This window comes from Hydrotalea sp. (genome assembly GCA_030054115.1).
Taxonomy (GTDB): Bacteria; Pseudomonadota; Alphaproteobacteria; order JASGCL01; family JASGCL01; genus JASGCL01.
On record JASGCL010000001.1, the window covers coordinates 25,001 to 46,215 of the forward strand.

Annotated in this window: 22 protein-coding genes; 7 read left to right on the forward strand and 15 right to left on the reverse strand. The window is 48.9% G+C overall.

All coding sequences use genetic code 11. The annotated features are described in order from the left end of the window. Positions 1–24: 24 nt before the first annotated feature. Entirely contained in the window at positions 25–687 is a 663-nt protein-coding gene (locus QM529_00135) for a recombination mediator RecR (protein ID MDI9313076.1), read from the forward strand. Positions 688–847: 160 nt separating this feature from the next. Here QM529_00135 and QM529_00140 read toward each other — a convergent pair whose 3' ends face one another. The 4 genes from QM529_00140 to QM529_00155 form a co-directional block, all read right to left on the reverse strand. Continuing rightward, positions 848–2,902, reverse strand: coding sequence for an ASKHA domain-containing protein (locus tag QM529_00140; protein MDI9313077.1), 2,055 nt, complete (start codon positions 2,900–2,902; stop codon positions 848–850). A 3-nt stretch (positions 2,903–2,905) separates the two neighbouring features. Further along, complete coding sequence (locus QM529_00145; protein MDI9313078.1) at positions 2,906–4,210, reverse strand: DNA methyltransferase; 1,305 nt, start codon at positions 4,208–4,210, stop codon at positions 2,906–2,908. 74 nt (positions 4,211–4,284) lie between these two features. Continuing rightward, positions 4,285–4,476, reverse strand: coding sequence for a hypothetical protein (locus tag QM529_00150; GenBank protein MDI9313079.1), 192 nt, complete (start codon positions 4,474–4,476; stop codon positions 4,285–4,287). Between the two features lie 21 nt (positions 4,477–4,497). Further along, positions 4,498–5,397, reverse strand: coding sequence for a dihydropteroate synthase (locus tag QM529_00155; GenBank protein ID MDI9313080.1), 900 nt, complete (start codon positions 5,395–5,397; stop codon positions 4,498–4,500). Between the two features lie 219 nt (positions 5,398–5,616). Between QM529_00155 and QM529_00160 the strand changes: the two genes are divergently transcribed. Beyond that, positions 5,617–6,387 carry a cupin domain-containing protein gene (locus tag QM529_00160; protein ID MDI9313081.1) on the forward strand — a complete coding sequence of 257 codons (771 nt, stop codon included), beginning with the start codon at positions 5,617–5,619 and terminating at the stop codon, positions 6,385–6,387. Positions 6,388–6,446: 59 nt separating this feature from the next. After that, entirely contained in the window at positions 6,447–7,016 is a 570-nt protein-coding gene (locus QM529_00165; GenBank protein ID MDI9313082.1) for a hypothetical protein, read from the forward strand. Between the two features lie 20 nt (positions 7,017–7,036). Here QM529_00165 and QM529_00170 read toward each other — a convergent pair whose 3' ends face one another. From QM529_00170 to QM529_00180, 3 genes are all read right to left on the reverse strand, one after another. After that, a complete protein-coding gene (locus QM529_00170) occupies positions 7,037–7,384 on the reverse strand; it encodes a GFA family protein (GenBank protein MDI9313083.1) in 348 nt (115 codons plus the stop codon). 90 nt (positions 7,385–7,474) lie between these two features. Then, on the reverse strand, positions 7,475–9,538 hold the full coding sequence (gene ligA / locus QM529_00175) for an NAD-dependent DNA ligase LigA (protein ID MDI9313084.1): 2,064 nt from the start codon (positions 9,536–9,538) through the stop codon (positions 7,475–7,477). A 27-nt stretch (positions 9,539–9,565) separates the two neighbouring features. After that, positions 9,566–10,033 (reverse strand): pyrimidine dimer DNA glycosylase/endonuclease V, encoded by a 468-nt coding sequence (locus tag QM529_00180; GenBank protein MDI9313085.1) that lies wholly within the window; start codon positions 10,031–10,033, stop codon positions 9,566–9,568. A 143-nt stretch (positions 10,034–10,176) separates the two neighbouring features. Here QM529_00180 and QM529_00185 point away from each other — a divergent pair, with 143 nt between their 5' ends. Both QM529_00185 and argB read left to right on the forward strand, forming a co-directional pair. Next, complete coding sequence (locus QM529_00185; protein ID MDI9313086.1) at positions 10,177–11,535, forward strand: FAD-binding oxidoreductase; 1,359 nt, start codon at positions 10,177–10,179, stop codon at positions 11,533–11,535. 8 nt (positions 11,536–11,543) lie between these two features. Next, positions 11,544–12,485, forward strand: a complete 942-nt coding sequence (gene argB / locus QM529_00190) for an acetylglutamate kinase (GenBank protein ID MDI9313087.1) — start codon at positions 11,544–11,546, stop codon at positions 12,483–12,485. A gap of 4 nt (positions 12,486–12,489) precedes the next feature. Here argB and ruvA read toward each other — a convergent pair whose 3' ends face one another. Then, positions 12,490–13,116 carry a Holliday junction branch migration protein RuvA gene (ruvA, locus tag QM529_00195; protein ID MDI9313088.1) on the reverse strand — a complete coding sequence of 209 codons (627 nt, stop codon included), beginning with the start codon at positions 13,114–13,116 and terminating at the stop codon, positions 12,490–12,492. Between the two features lie 181 nt (positions 13,117–13,297). On the opposite strand from ruvA, the gene QM529_00200 reads away from it, so the two are divergent. Further along, positions 13,298–13,429 (forward strand): hypothetical protein, encoded by a 132-nt coding sequence (locus tag QM529_00200; GenBank protein ID MDI9313089.1) that lies wholly within the window; start codon positions 13,298–13,300, stop codon positions 13,427–13,429. A 41-nt stretch (positions 13,430–13,470) separates the two neighbouring features. Beyond that, a complete protein-coding gene (locus QM529_00205; GenBank protein ID MDI9313090.1) occupies positions 13,471–13,707 on the forward strand; it encodes a hypothetical protein in 237 nt (78 codons plus the stop codon). Positions 13,708–13,766: 59 nt separating this feature from the next. Here QM529_00205 and QM529_00210 read toward each other — a convergent pair whose 3' ends face one another. The 7 genes from QM529_00210 to QM529_00240 form a co-directional block, all read right to left on the reverse strand. Further along, on the reverse strand, positions 13,767–14,747 hold the full coding sequence (locus tag QM529_00210; protein ID MDI9313091.1) for a beta-ketoacyl-ACP synthase III: 981 nt from the start codon (positions 14,745–14,747) through the stop codon (positions 13,767–13,769). A gap of 24 nt (positions 14,748–14,771) precedes the next feature. Next, positions 14,772–15,806: a phosphate acyltransferase PlsX gene (plsX, locus tag QM529_00215; protein ID MDI9313092.1), complete on the reverse strand. Its 1,035-nt coding sequence runs from the start codon at positions 15,804–15,806 to the stop codon at positions 14,772–14,774. 104 nt (positions 15,807–15,910) lie between these two features. After that, positions 15,911–16,096 (reverse strand): 50S ribosomal protein L32, encoded by a 186-nt coding sequence (gene rpmF / locus QM529_00220; protein MDI9313093.1) that lies wholly within the window; start codon positions 16,094–16,096, stop codon positions 15,911–15,913. A 211-nt stretch (positions 16,097–16,307) separates the two neighbouring features. Continuing rightward, the gene (locus QM529_00225) at positions 16,308–17,498 is read right to left on the reverse strand and encodes an ABC transporter substrate-binding protein (protein MDI9313094.1); all 1,191 of its coding nucleotides are present in this window, start codon (positions 17,496–17,498) and stop codon (positions 16,308–16,310) included. 5 nt (positions 17,499–17,503) lie between these two features. Beyond that, positions 17,504–18,832 (reverse strand): aspartate aminotransferase family protein, encoded by a 1,329-nt coding sequence (locus QM529_00230; protein ID MDI9313095.1) that lies wholly within the window; start codon positions 18,830–18,832, stop codon positions 17,504–17,506. 127 nt (positions 18,833–18,959) lie between these two features. Further along, on the reverse strand, positions 18,960–20,159 hold the full coding sequence (locus QM529_00235; protein ID MDI9313096.1) for a glycosyltransferase family A protein: 1,200 nt from the start codon (positions 20,157–20,159) through the stop codon (positions 18,960–18,962). Beyond that, positions 20,156–21,196 carry a glycosyltransferase family 8 protein gene (locus tag QM529_00240; protein ID MDI9313097.1) on the reverse strand — a complete coding sequence of 347 codons (1,041 nt, stop codon included), beginning with the start codon at positions 21,194–21,196 and terminating at the stop codon, positions 20,156–20,158. Before QM529_00240 ends, QM529_00235 begins: the two co-directional genes overlap by 4 nt. Positions 21,197–21,215: the final 19 nt, after the last annotated feature.

The following is a 21,215-nucleotide window of genomic DNA, read 5'->3' on the forward strand; positions in this document are numbered from 1 at the left end:
CGGCTTGAATTATGGCAACCACCAATGGCAACCAAGGAACATAGATTATTTGAATTGTTGGCAAAACAATTATCGCGCCTGCCCGGCCTTGGCCCGCGGTCGGCGCGGCGCGCCCTCCTCCATTTGTTAAATAACCGCGAGGAAGAATTAAGCCCGCTCATCATCAATTTACAAATGGCCTATGACCAGGTTATTAAATGCCAAGAATGCGGCGCGTTGGATTTTGTCAACCCCTGCATGACCTGCACCGACCCGGCGCGCGACCAAACAAAAATTTGCGTCGTCGAACAAATGAGCGACCTGTGGGCTATCGAACGGAGCGGGATTTACAAAGGCCTTTACCACGTGCTGGGTGGCGTCTTATCACCGCTCGACGGCGTGATGCCCGACAACCTGAACCTGGCGTCATTATTGCCGCGCTGTCGCGACAAAAAAATTGCCGAGGTCATCCTCGCCACCAACATCACGCTCGACGGCCAAACCACCGCGCACTATATTGCCGAAAATTTGGAACAGCTCGCCCTCGCCCCCAATGTTAATGGCGATGGCGACGAAAACACCGATGGTAATAAAAACGGCCTGACCATCACCCGCGTCGCCCACGGCGTGCCGGCGGGTGGCGAACTTGATTACATGGACGAGGGAACTTTATTCGCCGCCTTCAAAGCGCGAAAAAAGTTGGATTGAGGCACGCCGCGCAACTTTATTTGACGATGTGCTAACGCACATCGCGGGCGTGCCGGCGGGTGGCGAACTTGATTACATGGACGAGGGAACTTTATTCGCCGCCTTAAAAGCGCGAAAAAAATTGGATTAACCCTAAGAACCCTAGCCGTGTAAAAAAAAACTACCCCCGCCGCCGCCGTGTGCGGCCACCGCCGCTGGGCGATGCGTCGCCGCCGGTGCCGGTGGTCATTTTGCGCGGCGGTAATTGCACCGCACCGGCCAGGGCGGGGAAATCATCCACCGAATTGGGTATGCCCATTGCGTTGACAAAATATTCTTGGAATTTCGGTTCGATGGCGGTTTCGATTTTTTCCACGCGGCGCACCACCTGTTCAATTTCATGCCGTTTGGCTTGGTTGACCAAGGCAATGCGCGCGCCGGTGCCGGCGGCATTGCCGACGCCGTTTATTTTGTCCAACGCACAATTGGGAATCATGCCCAATATCAAGGCGTATTTCGGTTCGATATGCGTGCCAAACGCGCCGGCCAATGCAATGCGGTCGGGGTTTTTTCCCAATTTATCCATCAACAATTTGCAACCGGCGTAAAGCGCGGCCTTGGCCAATTGAATGGCGCGAATGTCGCCCTGGGTTACCTTAATTTCCGGTTCGTTGTTTTCTGGGTTGCCATGGTGCAAAATATAACTGAATGTCCGGCCGTCGGCGATGATGCGCGGGTTGCGCGCCGCCATGGCACCATCAATCACGCCGTCGGTGCCGACAATACCGGCCAGCATCATTTCGGCAATGACCTCGATAATGCCACTGCCGCAAATGCCGGTCGGGGCAATGTCGTCTTTGGCGTTGTTATCGTCCTTGGGGAAGCCTGGCTCGTCCGACCATTTTTCGCAACCGATAATTCTGAATTTTGGTTCCAGTGTTTCGCGGTCAATTCGCACCCGTTCAATCGCGCCCGACGCCGCCCGTTGGCCAGACGAAATCTGTGCCCCCTCCAACGCCGGGCCGGTCGGGCTGGAACATGCCAACAACCGCTCGCGGTTACCCAAAACAATTTCGGCGTTGGTGCCAACATCAACCAATAACGAAATTTCGTCTCGGTTATATGGCTCCTCCGCCAATATCACCGCCGCCGAATCCGCCCCCACGTGGCCGGCAATACATGGCAGAACATATAATTCCGCAGACGGGTGCAGGGCAAAACCAACATCGCGCGCCGGCATGGTGATGGCGTGGTTTGTGGCCAATGCAAATGGTGCCCAACCCAATTCGGTCGGGTTGATGCCCAAAAATAAATGGTGCATCACCGGGTTGCCCACCACCGTCACCGCAACCACCATTTGCGGGTCAAGGTTAATTTCTTTGCACGCACGCACCGCCAGGTCGTTCAGGGCGAATCGCACCGCCTCGGTCATTTCTTTTTCGCCACCCTTGTTCATCATGACATACGAAACGCGGCTCATTAAATCTTCGCCGAAACGGATTTGCGGGTTCATGGCCCCGACCGACGACACGACATCGGCCGTTAACAAATTGGTCAAGTGCAACGACATGGTGGTTGACCCCAAATCTATCGCCAGGCCGTAAATCGTGGCGACGTCGCCCGCCCACAAACCGGCGACCTCCACCCCATTGCGCACCATGGCGGTTACCGACCATTTGCCCTTGCGCAATTCTTCCTGAATGCTGGGCAAGATATGCGGGTTGATGTGTAATTTTTCTTCGGTGAAACCATGTTGTTCGCACAATGCCGTTATCACCCGTTCGCTGTCGCCCGATGGTTTGTGCATGTCGGGTTCGGTTACATTGATGGCGTATAATTTTACATTGGGGTCGGTGGCAATGGCGCGTTTGTCGACCGCCTTACGAATTACTTGGCGGTGGATTTGGCTGTCCTCGGGGATGTCAATCACCATGTCGCCCTGGAGCGTGCAATTGCACCCCAGGCGGCGTTCGGGTTTTAGGCCTTTTTTATTTTTGTAACGTGCCTCGACATCGTTAAATGGAGACAGGTTATTTTCGCCGGCCTCTATCGCGAATTTTGGGAAACTGCCAAAACCGGGTTCGACTTGGCATCGGCCACAAATGCCGCGCCCGCCGCACACCGAATCCAAATCGACGCCCAAACCGCGCGCCGCCGCCAGAATCGACGTGCCGACCGGGAATTCGCCACGCTTCCCCGATGGCGTAAAAACAATTTTGGCTTTGCTGTCGGACATTTATTATAACGCTCCTTTTTCCTTTTTTATTTGTTTTTCAAATTCTTTTATCTGATTAAAAACTTCTTCAATATCATCGGTCGCAACCCATTCATAAAGAGATTGATAATGGTTATGAATCATTGTTTCGATTTCGATATTAAATGGTGTTTGATAAGCTTTCTCTAATGTAAAACCTCGCTTCGGATCGCTGGTTTGATAATTGTTTAAGCGCGCTTTAGGATCTTTTGCAACGCCAACCTTTAATTGGCCTTTATAAGCTTTATTAGAAATAATGTAAATATAACCTGCAATCGCACCACCTGCACCACCATCGGTTCTTTTTGGCGGCGCGGTGCTATCGTGGATTTCTTTATTCCAATCCATAATTGTATGTTTTTCTTTGTTTAACCGTTCCTTTACCAACTCATAGGCTTTATAACTAACATCAATGCCAACCCAGCGGCGACCCAACCGTTCAGCCGCCACACAAGCGGTAGCGCAACCACAAAACGGGTCAAGCACCATATCACCTTCATTGCTACTAGCCTTAATAATCCTTTCCAACAAAATAAGAGGCTTTTGCGTTGGATAACCCGTGCGCTCTTTCGCCGTTGAGCCAATGGGTGGAATCTCCCACCAATCGCCTGTTTTAACACCTCGGCTTTCATCTTCAAGAAAAACTTTATACCTATTTCCCTTGACAGTATGCCATCGCCATCTCTTGCCGGTTTCTTCGTCTGTATAACCATAATCTTTTTTTATCCACTCGCCGTAGGGATCGTATTGTGTATTAAAAACAGGAGCATCTGACTTAGCATAATATAAAATAATATCATGTAGCTTTTGGAATTTGTTTGCTACCGCCGTCCAGCGTTTATAAGCCCAAATAACCTCATTTCTAAAATTCTTTTCACCGAAAATACAATCCAGCACCAATTTTAAATAATGGCTCATCGTTGGATCGCAATGTAAATAAACACTGCCCGTTTCTTTTAACACGCGATGAATTTCTATCAATCGAATGGCCATATAAACACAATAGCAATAATTATATTTATTGCTGAATTCTTTTATACCCAGCAATAAAGAATAAAGCTGATAATTCTCGGCCTCGATTTCTTTAACCCACTCATCCTTAACATCTTCCTCGCTAAAAATATCTCGGAACTCAGCACCTTCAGCACTACTTCCTATCGGCGCGGTAAAAATTTTCTTTTTATTAAAAGGCGGGTCAAGATAAACTAAATCTATGCAATTTGAATTAATGCCACGCAATATATCGATATTATCATGACAAAAAACAGTGCGATTTTTTACATTCAACATAATTTGGATTCCTAGCAACTTTCGCCATTATATAAAAGGAATTTTTATAAGTCATGCAACGAAGCGCAGAAACATTATTTAAACAGCGACCAAAAACTAACGGTGGTGCGTTTGTAAATCTTGTTATAAATATACCTCTTAGGATTGGTAACCCAACCATAACCGCGGGGCATTTTTAAACCCGCGCGATTAACAATTTGTCTTTTTATCGACATCCGCGCCGCCAACATTTTGCGCGGCGATGGTTTTCTAATACCGAATTTCATTTTTTAACAAATCCCCCTCTACTACCCCCGCCGTCTGCGACTGCGGTCACTGCGGCCACCCTCGCTACCGGCCACGGGTGGTTCGCGGAATTTGGTAATCCACGCCGCGCAATTTAAATCGGTGCCGGCGATAACATCGGCCGACGCAATGCCGAGCATTTCCTCGGGGTGCAATGGATTCATAATGGCCGACGTCATGCCCGCGCCAATCGCCATCGACAAAAATGTCGCGTTCAGCGCATGGCGGTTCGGCAGGCCAAAGCTGATGTTCGACGCGCCGCAAGATGTATTGACCTTTAATTCCTCGCGCAGGCGACGGATGAGCTTCATCGCCGCTTGCCCCGCCTGGCCCAATGCACCAATCGGCATGACCAGCGGGTCGATAAGCACGTCAGACGCCGGAATGCCAAAATCCATGGCGCGGTGGACGATTTTTTTTGCAACCTCGAACCGCACGTCGGGGTTTTCGGAAATGCCGGTTTCGTCGTTCGAAATACCAATCACCGCGCAATTGTATTTTTTCACCAATGGCAAGACGACCTCCAATCGTTCTTCCTCGCCCGTTACCGAATTTAACAACGCCTTACCCTTATAAACCGATAGGCCACGTTCCAACGCCGCCACAATGGAGGAATCGATAGCAAGCGGCAGGTCGGTCATTTCTTGGACCAATTGAATCGTTTTTGCCAAAATCGCCGGTTCATCGGCCAACGGAATACCGGCATTGATGTCGAGCATATGCGCGCCGGCCGCAACCTGGGCTTCGACGTCCCTTATCACGGTTTCGAAATTGCCTTCCTTCATCTCGGCGGCCAATTTTTTGCGCCCGGTGGGGTTAATGCGCTCGCCGATAACGACGAATGGCACGTCAAAACCAATGGTGATTTTTTTCCGGTCGGAGCTGATGATGGTATTGGTCATGATTTTTGGGGGTATCCTTTGGTTGTAAAAAATATAGTGGGTTAATTTCCCTTATACGATAAAACCAACAAAGACAAGCGGGATTTTTCGTCAACCAACCCACCATAAAAAAGCAAAAAATAGTTACGCCACGCGGGTCGCGGCCATGGTTAGCGAGAGCTTACCACAGCCAAAAAATTTTCTGATTGCAATTTTATAAAACCATGATATGCTAAGCAAATGGTTGATATTATCCCCCTCAATTTTTCAGACATGGCCGCGCCCAGCCATGATGTGTTGGACAATGACGGCGAAAAATTATTTTCGGTGCGGTCGGGCAAACCCGGCGAAACCGACACTTGGGTGCCACACGAACATAAAGAAATGGGAATCTTGGCGGGTTTTTGGGCCTGCACCGAATCGGATAATAATATTAATTATAAGGAATGGGAGTATTTCCATTTTTTAAAGGGTGAAGCGATAATCACCAACCAAGCCGGCCAATCATGGACGGTGAATGAAAAATCGGCGGTGATTGTGCCGAAGGGATTCCGTGGCCGTTGGCAAACCACCAAGGAAATTTTAAAAAAATTCGTTATCATTGCGCCCGACAAATCGCTGGCCGAAAATTACGACCCAAATAAAATTATTATCGTCGGCGAACAATCGCCCGATTTGCCAACCCCCGATGTCGAAGCAACACCGGCCGATAAATTAATTCCCGGCACCGGCACCATGGGCACCAAAACATGGGATTTTTACCACGACGACAATGTGGTCACCATCGATTGCGGCCTGTGGGGTTGCGAGGTTGGTAAAAAAAATACATTTCACGAGGGGTATTGGGAATTTTGCCATCTCCTGCGCGGCGCGGCGACATTAACCAACGACGCCGGCAAATCATGGTCTTTCAAGGCGGGCGATGGTTTTATCGTGCCCCCCAATTTCAAGGGCACATGGCACACCACCGCGGACTTGCTGAAGGAATATGTTATTATAACACCGCGGTAGGGCATATGCTTAGTAGCACTTATTTAGATAATCTAAATTTGAAAGCGTCCGACATTGAGATGCTTTCGGCAAGAATGCGGCATAAATATAATTTTAACCACGCAGAACAGGCTATAGAAAAAGCGAAAAGTAATCTCAGCGATGAAAATTTAATTGAAGCCTTTTGTGAAATCCAAGCTTGGGGAGGTAAAGACGCTTGGCGACACAAAGGTAAATGGATGAACACAAAAACTCTAGCGACTTATAAGCAATTAATAAATGCTATTGCAAATGTTCTAAATCACAATGGCTATTATAACTATGCATCTATATTACCACCTGAAATAAAAATAAATGGTTTGGCTATATCTTATCATTCTAAACATTTAAAATTTATTGATAACAATTTTATTGTTTATGATAGCTACATTAGTCAGAAAATTGGAGATAAGGGAGAAACTTTAAACGGATATAAATTTTTTCATCAATGGTGTTTAAAAAAAGCAAAAAAAGAAAATGTAATGATTCATGAATTAGAAGAAGCAATTTGGGAAAAAATATTTGAAACCAACTCAAGTCCTCGTTATGAATGCCCTCGGGATACTCTAAAAAAGCAAATAGATGAGTTCAGAAAAGCAGTTGGCCTCTAACTAGCCCACAACCGCACCACCTACAACGCCGCGCCGTCGTATTGGTTTACCGTGACCGATTTTTCGTCAAGTCCGTCAACGCAATGCAGGTTGATGGCATAGGTTTTCGCGCCGTTATGTTCCGCCTCCGACCATGGCGACACACCGCATTCTTTGCAAAAAAAATGGTGGATGGTTTTTTTGCCAAATTGGTAATCTTTCGTCTCGGTAGTTTTTTGCACCGCAACCTTATCGCTGGTGCGAAAAACCAACATCGAACCCTTTCGCCGGCAAATCGAACAATTGCACGTTATCGCCTGCTCCCCCGCCGCCATGTCAAATTCAATTTTTAAACCGCCGCAATGGCAAGATGATGTGTGTTTGGTCATTTTTTTTCTCCTGTTTTTTTTATGCTATAATATTCTTGTAAGGGAGGCAATAAAAAAATTCACCCTCGTTTACCCTCCCCACGCGCGCCCTTACGCAATCAAATCCAACCATTCCTGCTCACTCAAAATTTTGATGTTAAGTTTTTTTGCTTCGTCGGCTTTTTTGCCAGCATCTGCCCCCAGCACAACATAGTCGGTGTTTTTTGAAACCGCACTGCCAATTTTTGCCCCCAAACGTTCGGCCATCGCCTTGGCCTCCTGCCGACTGAATTTTTCCAAACTACCGGTGAACACAATCACCTTGCCCGACAATTTCCCACCCGCCACCACCGCGTGTTTTTCAATCGTCACCACGCTGGCCAATTCGCCCAAACGTTCGCCATTGGTGGTTAATTCGCGCACCACGGCACGCGCCAAATCATCCCCAACGCCTTCTATATCGTCCAGCTCCATCACCCATTGTTCGGCCGATGCAGAATCTTTTTTTGCCGCCGAAATTTTCGCCGCAAGGTTTTCATAATCACCAACATGCCGCGCTAATAATTTTGCCGTTTCGCGGCCAATCTGCGGAACGCCAAATGCGTAAATCACACGATACAACGGCAATGTTTTTCGCGCCGTTATCGCCGCCCAAATATTGTTCCACGATAATTCTCCAAACCCGTCAAGGTTTTTTATCTCGTCGGCATAACGGTCAAGCCGATAAATATCGGCCAGGGTTTTTAAAAAACCCATGGCGTAAAATTTTTCGATTTGCTTTTCGCCAAACCCCTCAATATCCAACGCGTCGCGCGTCGTCGCGTGGATAAGCCCGCCAACAATTTGCGCGCGACAATTTGCTCGATTAACGCATTTCCGCGCCGCCTCGCCCGCAATTCTTTTTGTCTCGCCACCACACACCGGGCATTGGTGCGGGAATGAAAATTTTTTCTGCGCGGCGGTGCGGTATTTCATGTCGACCTCGATAACTTGCGGAATAACATCGCCGGCGCGTTTTACCCGCACGCGGTCGCCCGGGCGAATATCTTTGTCGACAATGTAATCTTCGTTATGCAACGTCGCCCGCGCCACCATCACGCCGCCGATGTTGATGGAGTCCAATTCGGCGACCGGTGTCAACACGCCGGTGCGGCCAACTTGCACCGTGATATCGCGCAATATGGTTTCGGCAATTTCGCCCGGGAATTTGTGCGCAATGGCAAAGCGCGGCGCGCGCGCCGAAAAACCCAATCGCCCCTGCAATCCCCTATCGTTTAATTTATAAACCACGCCGTCGATATCAAATGGCAATTCGGGGCGATGCTCCTCTATCTGCCGGTAATAATTTATCAAATCATTTTCGTCTCTGCATAATTTGGCCGGCGCGCTGATGGTGAAACCCCAATCCGCCAATTGTTGCCGCAATTTTTCTTGGCTGGTGAAATCTTTTCCGGTCATAAAACCAATTTCATAAGCAAAGAATTGCAATTGCCGGCTGGCGGTAATGGTTGTATCCAATTGCCGCAAACTACCGGCCGCCGCGTTGCGCGGGTTTGAAAATGGGTTTTTGTCGGCCGATTCCTGCACGCGGTTGATGCGCATAAATTCGGCGCGGGTCAGGTAAACCTCCCCCCTTATTTCAATTTTTTCGGGGAACGGCGCGGGCAAGTTTTTGGGGATATTCTTAAGGGTCAAAAAATTGGCCGTAACATTTTCCCCCACCGACCCATCGCCGCGCGTTGTCGCCACCGACAATGCGCCATTGTCGTAAAGCAAGCTCATCGACAATCCGTCGATTTTTGGCTCGGCGATAAATTCCAACGGCGCGCCATCGGGCAATTTTAAAAACCGGCGGATAGAGGCAAAAAAATCTGCTATCTCGCTTTCTTCAAATATATTATCCAACGACAACATCGGTTGCAAATGCCGGCTTTTTTGGAATCCCTCCTTCGGCGGTGCGCCGACCACCGATGAAAATAACGGCGCATCCTTGATGTTTTTTAACAAAGGATATTGCGCTTCTAAATCATCGCGGCGTTTTTTTAATTGGTCGTATTCATCATCGTTAATTTCAGGCGCGGCGTCCTGATAATATAATTGATTGTGCCGCGCCAATTCTTGATTGTATTTTTTATATTGCGCCAGCACCTCGGCGGGGATAGATTTTTTTGCCATGTTTTTTGCCATCGATTCCTTTGCCGTTTATTTACCATTTTTTTCATACCAAGCAAAGAATATTGCTTGGTCTTTATAAGATAATGGTTTTTCCTTTATCCGCGTAGCTATCCGCTCGGCATTGATTTTTATTTCTTGCGGCTTGGGGCGATAGGCAACAAAAAAATTCTTGCCAAGTTTTTTGTCGCGCAACAACAATGCAAAACGTCGTTGGTTTTTGTCGTATGATTCTTTATCCACCGTCATGCCGCGCCTGGTCATTTCTTTCGCCAGCACCGCAAACCGCCGTTGCAAAAACGGAATTTTATCATACCAAAAATAAACATGCCCCTTGCCCAAAATATAACTGCCGACAATATTTTGTTTAATCACCGCCGGCGTTTTTTGCCGCAAGGTTTTTTGTAAATAGGGCGCCAGCCGTGGCAGTTCGGTAAATTCCGCCACCAAATGCCGATTGGTCAGGTAACGCGGCGGAATGATATTGATACGCGTCATGTTGTTCTGGCCCACTATATACATATTTTTCGGCGATAGAAAAGCTAAGCATCGTGCCGCAAAAAATATTAATCGCGATTCATAAATTTACAACTAGGATTTTCTATTTGACTTGATTGACCGCTTTGCTTATAAATTCAACTATGTTCATCCCTGATAATGCAAATCCGCTACCCAACGAATTCCGTGGTAAGAAGCCTGGCTTTTTATCTGGTGCCTACCAACTTACCGACCGCGAAACCTATTACCAGGCATCGGCGACGAAATATCCGGCCTTCCCCATGTTGCGCGGCGATAAAAAATGCGACGTGGTGGTGGTGGGCGCGGGTTACGCTGGCTTGTCGGCGGCTATCGAACTGGCGCGCGCCGGTGTTAATGTTATGGTGGTCGAGCAAAGCAAGGTTGGCTATGGTTGTTCTGGCCGCAACGGCGGGCAACTTATTCGCGGTTGGCACTGGGAACAAAAAGATATCGAAAAACATTACGGCAAAACCGTCGGCGACATGGCATGGGCCATCGGGGTTGATTCGGCCAAATTGGTGAAGGATAGAATCAAAGAATTTAATATCGACGCCGATTACAAGGCCGGTTGGAATTACGCGCCTATCACGCAAAAGCAAGACCGCTACCTGCAGGAGGTTATCGAGGCACTTGCCAAGCGCAACTACACCATTAAATACCACGCCAAGGAGACGGTGCATAAAAAATTGGCGACAAGCCGCTATATTAGTTTTGGCGAGGATAAAAACTCTGGCCACCTCCACCCGTTAAAGCTGACCATCGGTTACGCCCTGGCGGCGAAAAAATTGGGGGCGCAGATTTTTGAATTCACGCCAGCGGTTGATTTAGACATGGACCGCGGTATCGTCACCACGCCGTTCGGCACCATCACCGCCGATACCATATTGCTGGCGGGCGGGGCTTACCTCAATTGGAAACGGCGATTGGTAAAAAAACTTTACCGCACCGTCATGCCGGTTGGCAGTTACGTCGTCGCCACCGAACCATTGCCCGATAAATTAAACCCGGTGCTCGATGACCAAGCCTATTGCGATTTAAATTGGGCGTTGGATTATTTCCGCATGAGCGCGGATAACCGCATGTTGTTCGGCGGCCGCGCGACATACAGCACGCTGGAACCGCAAGATGTAAAATCGTGGATGAAGCCGCGCATGGTCAAGGTCTTCCCCCAATTGAAGGATGTGAAAATCGATTACGCCTGGGGCGGCTTGATTGATATAACCATGAATCGCATGCCCGACATGGGTTTCTTAACCGATAAAACAATTTATGTTCAGGGGTTTTCGGGCCAGGGCGTCAACATGGCACCTATCTGCGGTAAAATTTTGGCCGAAACCATTTTGGCGGCGAAGCGTGGCGAGAAGCAACGGCAATTTGAAATGATAAGAAAATTTAACCATCGCCCATTCCCGGGCGGCATGTTGCGCACACCATTGTTGGTGTTGGCCATGGCCTATTACCGCTTAAAGGACAAAATTTAAACACCGCCGTGGGTAGCAACGCCGACACGATTGCAATGGCGATGGATGCGGCGCTTGCCCTGCTGGGGGATTTGGGGATTCCGCCGGCCGAGGCCGAACCATTTTTTGAACAACACCACAATCAAACCATCGTTATAAAATTGGGCGGCAATATTTTTACCGGCGGCGATAAAAAAAAAGAAAATGATTTTATAAAAACATTTGCGCGCGACATTGTCTTATTAAAAAAAATCGGCATCAACCCCATCATCGTCCACGGCGGCGGGCCAGCCATCGACAAAAAATTGCAACAGGCCAATATCGCGGTGCAATTTGTTAAGGGACTGCGTTACACCGACACCGCCACCATGAACATCGTCGCCTCGGCCATGGCCGATATCAATTATGAATTATGCCGCGCCGTGGAATCGGCGGGCGGCGCGCCATTGCCGCACCCCGATAATTTGGTGCTGGCCGAAAAATTGACAACCCCCGACCGCGGCGATTTGGGCTGGGTCGGAAGACCGGTCACCATCGCCGGCAATGCGGCCGATGAATTATTGTCAACCGCCACCATTCCAATTTTATCGCCGATTGGTTACGACCGCGCCGGCAATAAATATAATATCAACGGCGATAATTTTGCCGGCTTCATTGCCACCGCCCTGCAGGCCGAACGTTTTTTATTAATGACCAATATTGCCGGCCTGTTGGATAAAAACAATAAGCTGATTAGTCAAATCACCGCCGCCCAGGCGCGTGCCCTTATCACCGATGGCACCATCAGCGGTGGCATGATACCAAAAATCGAAACCGCCATCGCCACGGTGCGCCAGGCCGACCAGGCCGGGACAAATATAGTGACAAATACAGGCGCCAAGGCGGTGGCGATTATCGACGGCCGCGCACCCCACGCGGTGTGGCGCGAGCTTTTCGCCGCCAGCGGCAATGGCACGCTTATCACGCGCTAGCCCCTTACCGACTGCTGAGTAGCCCGAGGGCCAGTGGCAATAGATCTTCGACCTTTTTGTTTTTATGCTCCTCGGCCTGCAATAATTTTATCACCAGCGGGTAGGCTTCGCTTTTTTGGAAGCCGAGTTTTTGCAACGCCGCCATCACCTCGGCCATCACGCTGTCACCCTGCGCCGATAATGGCGCACCAACCGGCGCAGAACCATCGCCTGCCTCGCCATCGCCCATTTGTTTGGTTATTTTATCTTTTAATTCCTGAACAATCCGCCCCGCCAATTTTTGGCCAACGCCGGGCGTTTCGGTTAAGCGGTCGGCGTCGCCCGATAAAATCGCCATCGTGATATCGCGCGGCGATAATGTATCCAAAAACGCCAGGGCGGTTTTGTTGCCCACCCCCTGCACCGTGGTCAGGGTGTTAAAACATTTTTTTTGCGCCGCCTGCTCGAACCCATATAATTGAATGGCATCCTCGCGCACGATGGTTTCGATAAAAAAACTCGCCACCTGGCCGATGGTGCAATTGGCCAAACTGCGTTTGGGCACAAACACCAAATAACCAACGCCGTTTACATCCAACACCAAATTGTTATCGGCCATCGACAGGACGCGGCCGGTTAAAAAAGCAAACATGAAAAAATCCTAAAGCGAATCGCGGCAAACGGCAAGTGGCGATTATCAACCATGTTTTATATATTTTTACTTATATTTACATTAAAATAATAATTTCCATTGACTTTTGTTATAATAAATAGTAGTATAGAATAATAAATATCATTATTAATTCATTTTGTTTTTGAAGGGACATCAAACAATGAAAAAATCATTCCTGCTCGCCGTTGCGGTTCTAACGGCCACCATCATCACCGCCAATATCAGCAACGCCCGCCCGTCGCCGGCCGCGGTGGCTAAACTGATTGCACATATTCACAAGACATCAAAATAAGGCGTTGCAATAACCTCTATTCTGTGAGGGGATATCAAAAAATGCTAAAAATATTGTTACGCGCCATCGCCATGCCACCAGCGATGGTGGTCATTATCCTGCTTGGCAGTTTGATGGACGATGTTGCCGGTAATGCCAGCGCGCGCACCAGCGAACCCAACAATGACGTTGTTTACGTGCGTATAAAACCATCTAATCAATCGAACATAAAGGATAATAATAAGGAAGCGATGACGGAATACCCGCGACCTTCTACAATCATTCGTGGCGGTCGTTGAAACCTATCATTTCAAACAAAAAAAGCGGTTAGCAATAACCGCTTTTTTTTGCGCGCTTTTTAGCCCCAACGCAACAACGCGCCGCCCCAGGCGAAGCCGCCGCCCAGCGCGCTCATCGCCAATAATTGGCCAGGTTTAAATTTTTTGTCGTCGTTTGCCATGCTCATCGCCACCGGAATGGTCGCCGCCGATATATTGGCATGTTCGTGCACCGTGGAAATTACCTTGGCGCGGTCCATTTTTAATCGTTCGCACACCGCGTCCATAATGCGCGAATTGGCCTGGTGCGGAATATACCAATCGATATCGGCGACGGTTAAATCGGCGTCGGCCAAGCATTGTTCGACAATTTTGCCCATTTTATCGACCGCGTAACGAAAAACATCTTGCCCCTTCATTTTGACCTTGCCCACCGTGCCGGTTGACGATACCCCGCCATCGACAAATAATTTATCGCGTTGTCGCCCGTCGCCATCGATCTTGCAATTGATTATGCCTGGCTGATTCTTATCACTACTATCTTTTTCACCATGAAGGATAACCGCGCCGGCACCATCGCCAAACAAGACATAGGTGGCGCGGTCGGTGGCGTCAATAATTTTGCTGTTAACATCGGCACCAACCACCAAAATATTTTTTGCCGCCCCAAGCATAATCGATTGGTTGGCCAAAAACAGCGCATAGGTAAAACCGGCGCACACCGCCTGGACGTCAAAAAATGGCCCGGGCGAAATGCCCAACGCCGCCTGGACCAAACCGGCGGTCGCGGGATAGGTATCGTCGGGGGTCGATGTCGCCACCACCACCATGTCAATATCGCCTGCCGCCACGCCGGCGGTTTTGATAGCCGCGGTGGCGGCGGCAATCGCCATGTCGGAACATTTTTCGCCATCGGCGACAAAATGCCGCTTCTTAATGCCGGTGCGTTGAAATATCCATTCGTCCGACGTATCCAAACTGGCCGGCAAATCATGGTTGGTAATGACGCGCGCCGGCAGGTAGTGCCCAACCCCGACAAGGCGTGTTTTTTTTAATTCCATCGCGCCACCATTATGCTCATTTTTTTAACTATCAATTCTTTCTAGATTCCGTTTTACATTATTCACAATATGTTTGCTAACCAATTCGTATGCCAATTGAATCGCCGAACGAAACGCCACATGGTCAGACGAACCATGGCTTTTCACCGCGATATTATTAAGCCCGAGCAATGGCGCGCCGTTGTAAAGCCGTGGGTCCAAAAAATCGCGAAGTTTTTTTAATTCGTGGCGCGCCAACAAATAACTAACCCGCGTCCGCATGTCGGCGGAAAAACTCTGCTTTAATTTATTGTTCACCAGGCGGCCAATCCCCTCGGCGGTTTTCAACACTACATTGCCGACAAAACCATTGGTCACGCAGACATCAACCGTGCCCTTGGCGATATCATCGCCCTCGATAAATCCATAGTAATTAATTTTATCAAATGGTTTTGCCTTTTGTTGCAAGGCCTCGGCGGCTTTTTGTAAAAAATCAAATCCCTTGCTTTCCTCGCTACCAACATTCAGAATGCCAACGCTGGGGTTTTTAATGTTAAAATGAATCTTGGCAAATTCACTGCCAAGCAAGGCAAATTGGCATAATTCTGCCGCGCTGTTTTCTAAATTCGCCCCAAGGTCAAGGACACATGTCCAACCGCGCATTGTCGGGAATGACCCGCAAATCGCCGGTCGGTCAATACCCTTGATACGTTTAAAACCAAACATCGAAAAGGCCATCAGCGCGCCGGTGTTGCCGGCCGAAATAACCGCATCGGCGTGGCCCATGGCGGTTTCCTGCACCGCTATCGCCATCGAACTATTTTTGCCTATCCTTACCGCGGCCGATGGGCGTTCGTCATTTTTGATAATATCCTTGGTGTGAACGACATGCGATTTTTGGCGCAACAATTTGTATTTTGTCAGGTAGGGTTTTATTTTTGCTTCATTGCCCACCAGCAGAAAAAAAACATTGTTATTTTTTTTTAGAAATTTTTCGCAAGCCACCAACGACGCATCGGGGGCGTTATCGCCACCCATGACATCGATCGCCAAGATAACCTCGCCTGATTTTCTTATCATAATATCTTGTGGATGGAAAAACGAGCAAGTTTTTTTAAGTAATAATAATGCTGGGTTAGTTTAGCCGTTATTAAAAATTATAACAGCAACCTCCCACACCATGGCTACTCTGCTGTGTTTGGCGCAACAACCTCTCGGTCGCCGTAATGACCACATTGGGTGCAAACATGGTGCGGTAATTTGCTTTCGCCACAATTTTTACATACCCCCGCGTTTTTGCCGGAGATAGCAAGGTGCGACCGGCGCATTTGGCGGCGCGATGGGCTGGTTTTTCTTTTGGGGACGGCCATTTTTTTATTCCTATTTTATTTTAGTATTTTTACAACGCTAGGGTTAATTTTTAATAACCATCGCAACCCTAACAAACAAAAATCAAAATGGCAAGAATTTTTTGCATTATAATTTACAAAACTTGAGGGCGCGATAATCATTCGCCTGACCGGTTTGGGCTTTCCGTGCGGCGATAGCGGTTATTTTAAAAACTAAGTTTCCTGAAAAAAATCACCGCCCCAAGATATCTTGGTAATCATGCACCCAGCGGCTGTATGGCACGCAAGGTTCAGGTTTACCGCAATCTTGCACCGGCGTGGTGGTCAAGACAATGTTTTTAAATTGGTAAAACCCATTGCGGCGGCAACCATCCTCACCCAGCAATTTATTGCCACGGCAAGCGGCCGGCACGGCCGGCACCGCGCCAAACCACGCCGCCAAATCGCCCTGCAACTTCGGGCTTATCGAATGGTTTAACCATGCGTAGGCGCAATCGACATTTTTTGATTTGCTATGCAACATCGTGGTGTCAACCCAACCGGTCGATCCCTCGCGCGGGATAGTATAATCAAATTCGGCCGATTTTTTGCCCCGTTGCAACAGGTTGACTTGGAATTGCCAGGAGGATGAGGCCACCGTGCCCTCGTTCGCGAAATCGTCTATCTGCGTCATTGGGTTGCCCCAATAATGGCCGATAATTTTGCGTTGCGCCCGCGCCTGGGCCAGGGTTGCCTGATATTGTTTTTCGGTCAGGTAATAGGGGTTGTCGATTTTTAATTCGGGATGACGTTTTTTCACATAGAGCGCAACATCCGCCAGGTAAATCGGGCTGATGTAGGCCGAGACCCGCCCCTTGTTCGATTTGCCGTCGGGCAAGGTTTGTTCGTCAAACACCACCGACCAACTGGTGGGCGGGGTTTTAAAAACCTTTTTATTATAAAGCAAAACTATCGGCCCCCACATGAATGGCACGCCGTAATGCACCATCGTGCCATTTTGCTTCACCGTGTCCCATGGTTGGTTTTCCAATCTTTTGTCGATGGTTTTCCAAGCGGTGATTTTGCTGATGTCTATCGGTTGCACCACGCCGGCGCGTATCATGCGCACCGACGCATCGCCCGACGCAGTCACCAAATCGAAACCACCCTGATTCATCAAGGTTACCATTTCGTCCGACGAGCTGGAGATTTTTACATTAACCTTGCAATTGGTATCTTTTTCAAATTGGGTTAGCCAATCAAAATCTTTGTTGTTCTGGCCACGCTCCATATAGCCAGGCCAGGCAATGATATTGACCTGCCCCGCCTTAGCAAGCGATTCGGTCGGCAAGCTAGAAAACAGCGTAAATGCGCCGCAGGCCAGCCAGCCCACCAACCTATCCACCCTTTTTTTATATGCAGAGACGGAAACCCGTAACGCCATGTTTATTATTCCAATGTTTTCAGAATATCGCCCAGCATTGTAACTATCTGGTCGATTTCTTTCTTTTCGATAATCAACGGCGGCGACAGGGCAATGATATCGCCGGTAGTGCGAATCAATAAACCCTTGTCAAACGCCTTCAAGAAGGCGGAGAAGGCGCGTTTGGTCGGCTGGTCCTTCATCGGTTCCAACTCGACCGCACCAACCAACCCGAGGTTGCGAATGTCGATAACATGGGGCATGCCCTTCAAGCTATGCAGGGCATTTTCCCAATAGGGGGCAAGGTCGCGCGCCCGTTCAAACAATTTTTCCTCGCGGTAGGTTTCCAACGTCGCCAGCCCGGCCGCCGTGGCCACCGGGTTGCCGGAATAGGTATAACCATGGAACAGCTCAATCATATGTTCGGGACCTTTCATGAAAGCATCGTAAATATGTTTTTTGCATATCACTGCCCCCATCGGGATAACGCCGTTGGTCAAACCCTTGGCGGTTGTCACCATGTCGGGTTCGACGCCGAAATAATCGACCGCGAAGGGCGACCCCAAGCGGCCAAAGCCGGTGATGACCTCATCAAAAATCAACAAGATGCCATGTTTGGTGCAGATGTCGCGCAGTTTTTGCAGGTAACCCTTTGGCGGAATCAACACGCCGGTCGAACCGGCCATGGGTTCGACAATCACCGCGGCGATGGTATCGGCTCCATGCAAGGTAACAATCCGTTCTAAATCATCGGCCAATTCGGCACCATGTTGCGGCACGCCCTTGCTAAAGGCGTTCTTCGCCAAATTATGGGTGTGGGGCAAATGGTCAACGCCGGTTAATAACGTGCCAAAAAATTTGCGGTTGTTGACGATGCCGCCGACCGAAATACCGCCAAAATTAACGCCGTGGTAACCGCGTTCGCGACCAATCAACCTTGTGCGCCCGCCCTCGCCGCGCATTTTGTGATAGGCCAAGGCAATTTTCAGCGCGCTTTCCACCGATTCAGAACCCGAATTGGTGTAGAAAGCATAATCGTAACCTTTTGGGAACATCGACACCAATTGCGATGACAATTCAAAAATTTTCGGGTGGCCCATTTGAAAGGCCGGGGCGTAATCCAACTCGGCGACTTGTTTTTGCACCGCTTCGGTAATTTTTGGCCGGCAGTGACCAGCGTTCACGCACCACAGGCCAGCGGTTGCGTCAAGCACCGTGCGGCCGTCGTCGGTTTTGTAATACATGCCAGATGCCGAAACAAACAAACGTGGTTTTTGTTTGAACTGACGGTTGGCGGTAAATGGCATCCAAAATGCCTCTAGGTCATTTGGTTTTAATGCGGTGGCGGTTGTCATGTTTTTTTCCCCCTCGGTGAAAAAGTAATTAAAAAAAATTATCCGCCATCATGCTACGAAACATAAAAAATGTCAATAACTTGTGGTGGTGAAAATGTTTTTTTGTGGATAAACGTTTGTTGCGCTTTTACACCAAATTTTCTAGCCACGTGGCGTCCTGTTGCTTGCTGGCAAGAAATTGTTGGATGGTGTTTTTAATATCATCCAAGTTTTCCACCTTCCCCACCAATTGGATAATGGCGCGCAGTAATTCCTGCAACAACGTAAAATGCGCTGGGTAATATTGCCGGCTGTAATTTAAAATATCATTGAGCAAGCCGCTGACAATCTCGGTTTTTATTTGCAGGGGCATTTCTTTTGTTAAAACCTCATCCTGCAACAATTGCCAAAATAATTTATGATTTTCCGCCCGCTCTATCCCCCACAGCAACGAGCCGATGATATAACGCGCGAAGGTTAATCGCTCGTTTGGATTCTGGGCAATATCCAAAATATCGAGCCCCGGCGGGGTTTCGCGGCCGGCCAAAAAATCGGGCTGGCCCGCAATACGCGCCAGATGCGATTTTGACGCGGCGATGGCGCAGGTTGCCTTCCACAGCGGCACGCGGTTGGCCGAATTATCACCATGCACAATATGGTCGACCAACACATCGGGCAGGTGCGTCATGCCGCCACCAATACCATCACCAAGGGCGTAAAGGCGAAAAAAAAGATCCATATCCTCCGCCACCGGCAGGGCCGGATGATAACCACCAATTTTTCGCAACGCCGCCATGCGAACAAAAAACACCAGATGCGTCGATGGCATCGACCCCCTCATCACGATTTCCTTTATTCGTTCGGGGGCGTTGGGGTAATGAAGCGTGGTTTCGCGCGCGCCACTTAAATAATCCGATGCCGCCTGGCGCGCCATCGTGGCATTTTCCGGCACCATTAAATTCACGACCTTCATCGCCGCGCCGACCATGGTGAAGCTGGGGTTGGCCTCCATAAAATCAAATTGCTGTTGCATGCGGTTGGGATAGGAAATATCCTCGGCGTCCTGCACCATCATGTATTTACCGCGGGCAATGCTGAGGCCGGCGTTGCGCGCCCGCGCAATGCCGGCGTTTTGGTTTAAAAACACCGCGCGGATTCTTGCGTCCTCCTGCGCCGCCTGTTTTATAACCTCGGTCGAACCATCGGTCGAACCATCGTCAACGATGATAAATTCAAAATCCTGAAATGTTTGATTCAATATCGAACCAATCCCATTGGGCCGCAAAAATTTGCCGCCGTTGTAAACGCTCATCACCACCGACACGGCCGGCGTTTTTTCGTTGCTCATATTTTTTTCACCTGCAAATTATACATTTTGTTCAGCTCAAATTGATTCATCACCTCATCAAACCACGGGGTTTCGACCAGGCTGTTAAAAAATTTATCGGTGTGGATGATATCATTACGCTTCCATGGTTTCCACGGGCCGGCGAAATGGATAATTTTTGGGCTGTTGCAGGCCGACACATATTCCGCCACCAATTGCTTGTCGACATGTTTTTCAACATGGCCGGCAAACAGCGGCGTGGTTAAAAAAGCATGCAGGTTCCAAATCGGCGATAGTTGCAAGCAATGGGTTAGCAGATGTTTGTTCAAAATATCCTGGTCAAGGTAAACATAGCCCCTGCCGATTTCGCCCAAAATACCATCCACCAGATTCAATTCCCACATTTTTTTTACATCAAACAACATCACGCCGGCATTGACATAATCGCCCCAATTGTTGTCGATGCCCAGGTATTTTTTAAGATACTCGCGCCATGTCATGGCATTGTCTTGCTCGCCGCCATCGACCAGCATGTTCATAAACGGCCTGACCGGCACCTTGACCTCGGTCGCAACACAATTGGCGTAAACCGGCAAATCGCGCGACGCGGCAATGGCGCACCCTTTCATATCCATCGTAAAAAGTTCCGATATGTCGCCGGCGGCGATAAGGTCAGAATCGACGTAAAGCACGCGGTCAAGATTTTTCATAATCAGCGGCAACAGCAACCGAAACATCGTGCCGCGCGTGCCACCCAGGTTTTTTTCATTCAAGACCAGCAATTCATTGCGGCAATCCAAAAAGGCAATATTGTTTTCGACGTTATTTGTGTTGCGCAATTTGCCAAATTGTTCCATCTGTTGGCGCGTCACCGACCCATCATGGACTATCACCACGTTCAAAAAAAAATTGGGGTTGAGGTGTTTTAAAAACGTCGCCACCGCCAAACCGGTGAAGGCCACGTATTTTTGGTCGGTGGCGAAAAACAAATTGACCAGCGGTTTGTTGGTGGCTGGCCTTGGTTGCACCAAGGATGGGGTTTGTAATTGATAAACCATCTTTGAAAAAATCAAAAAA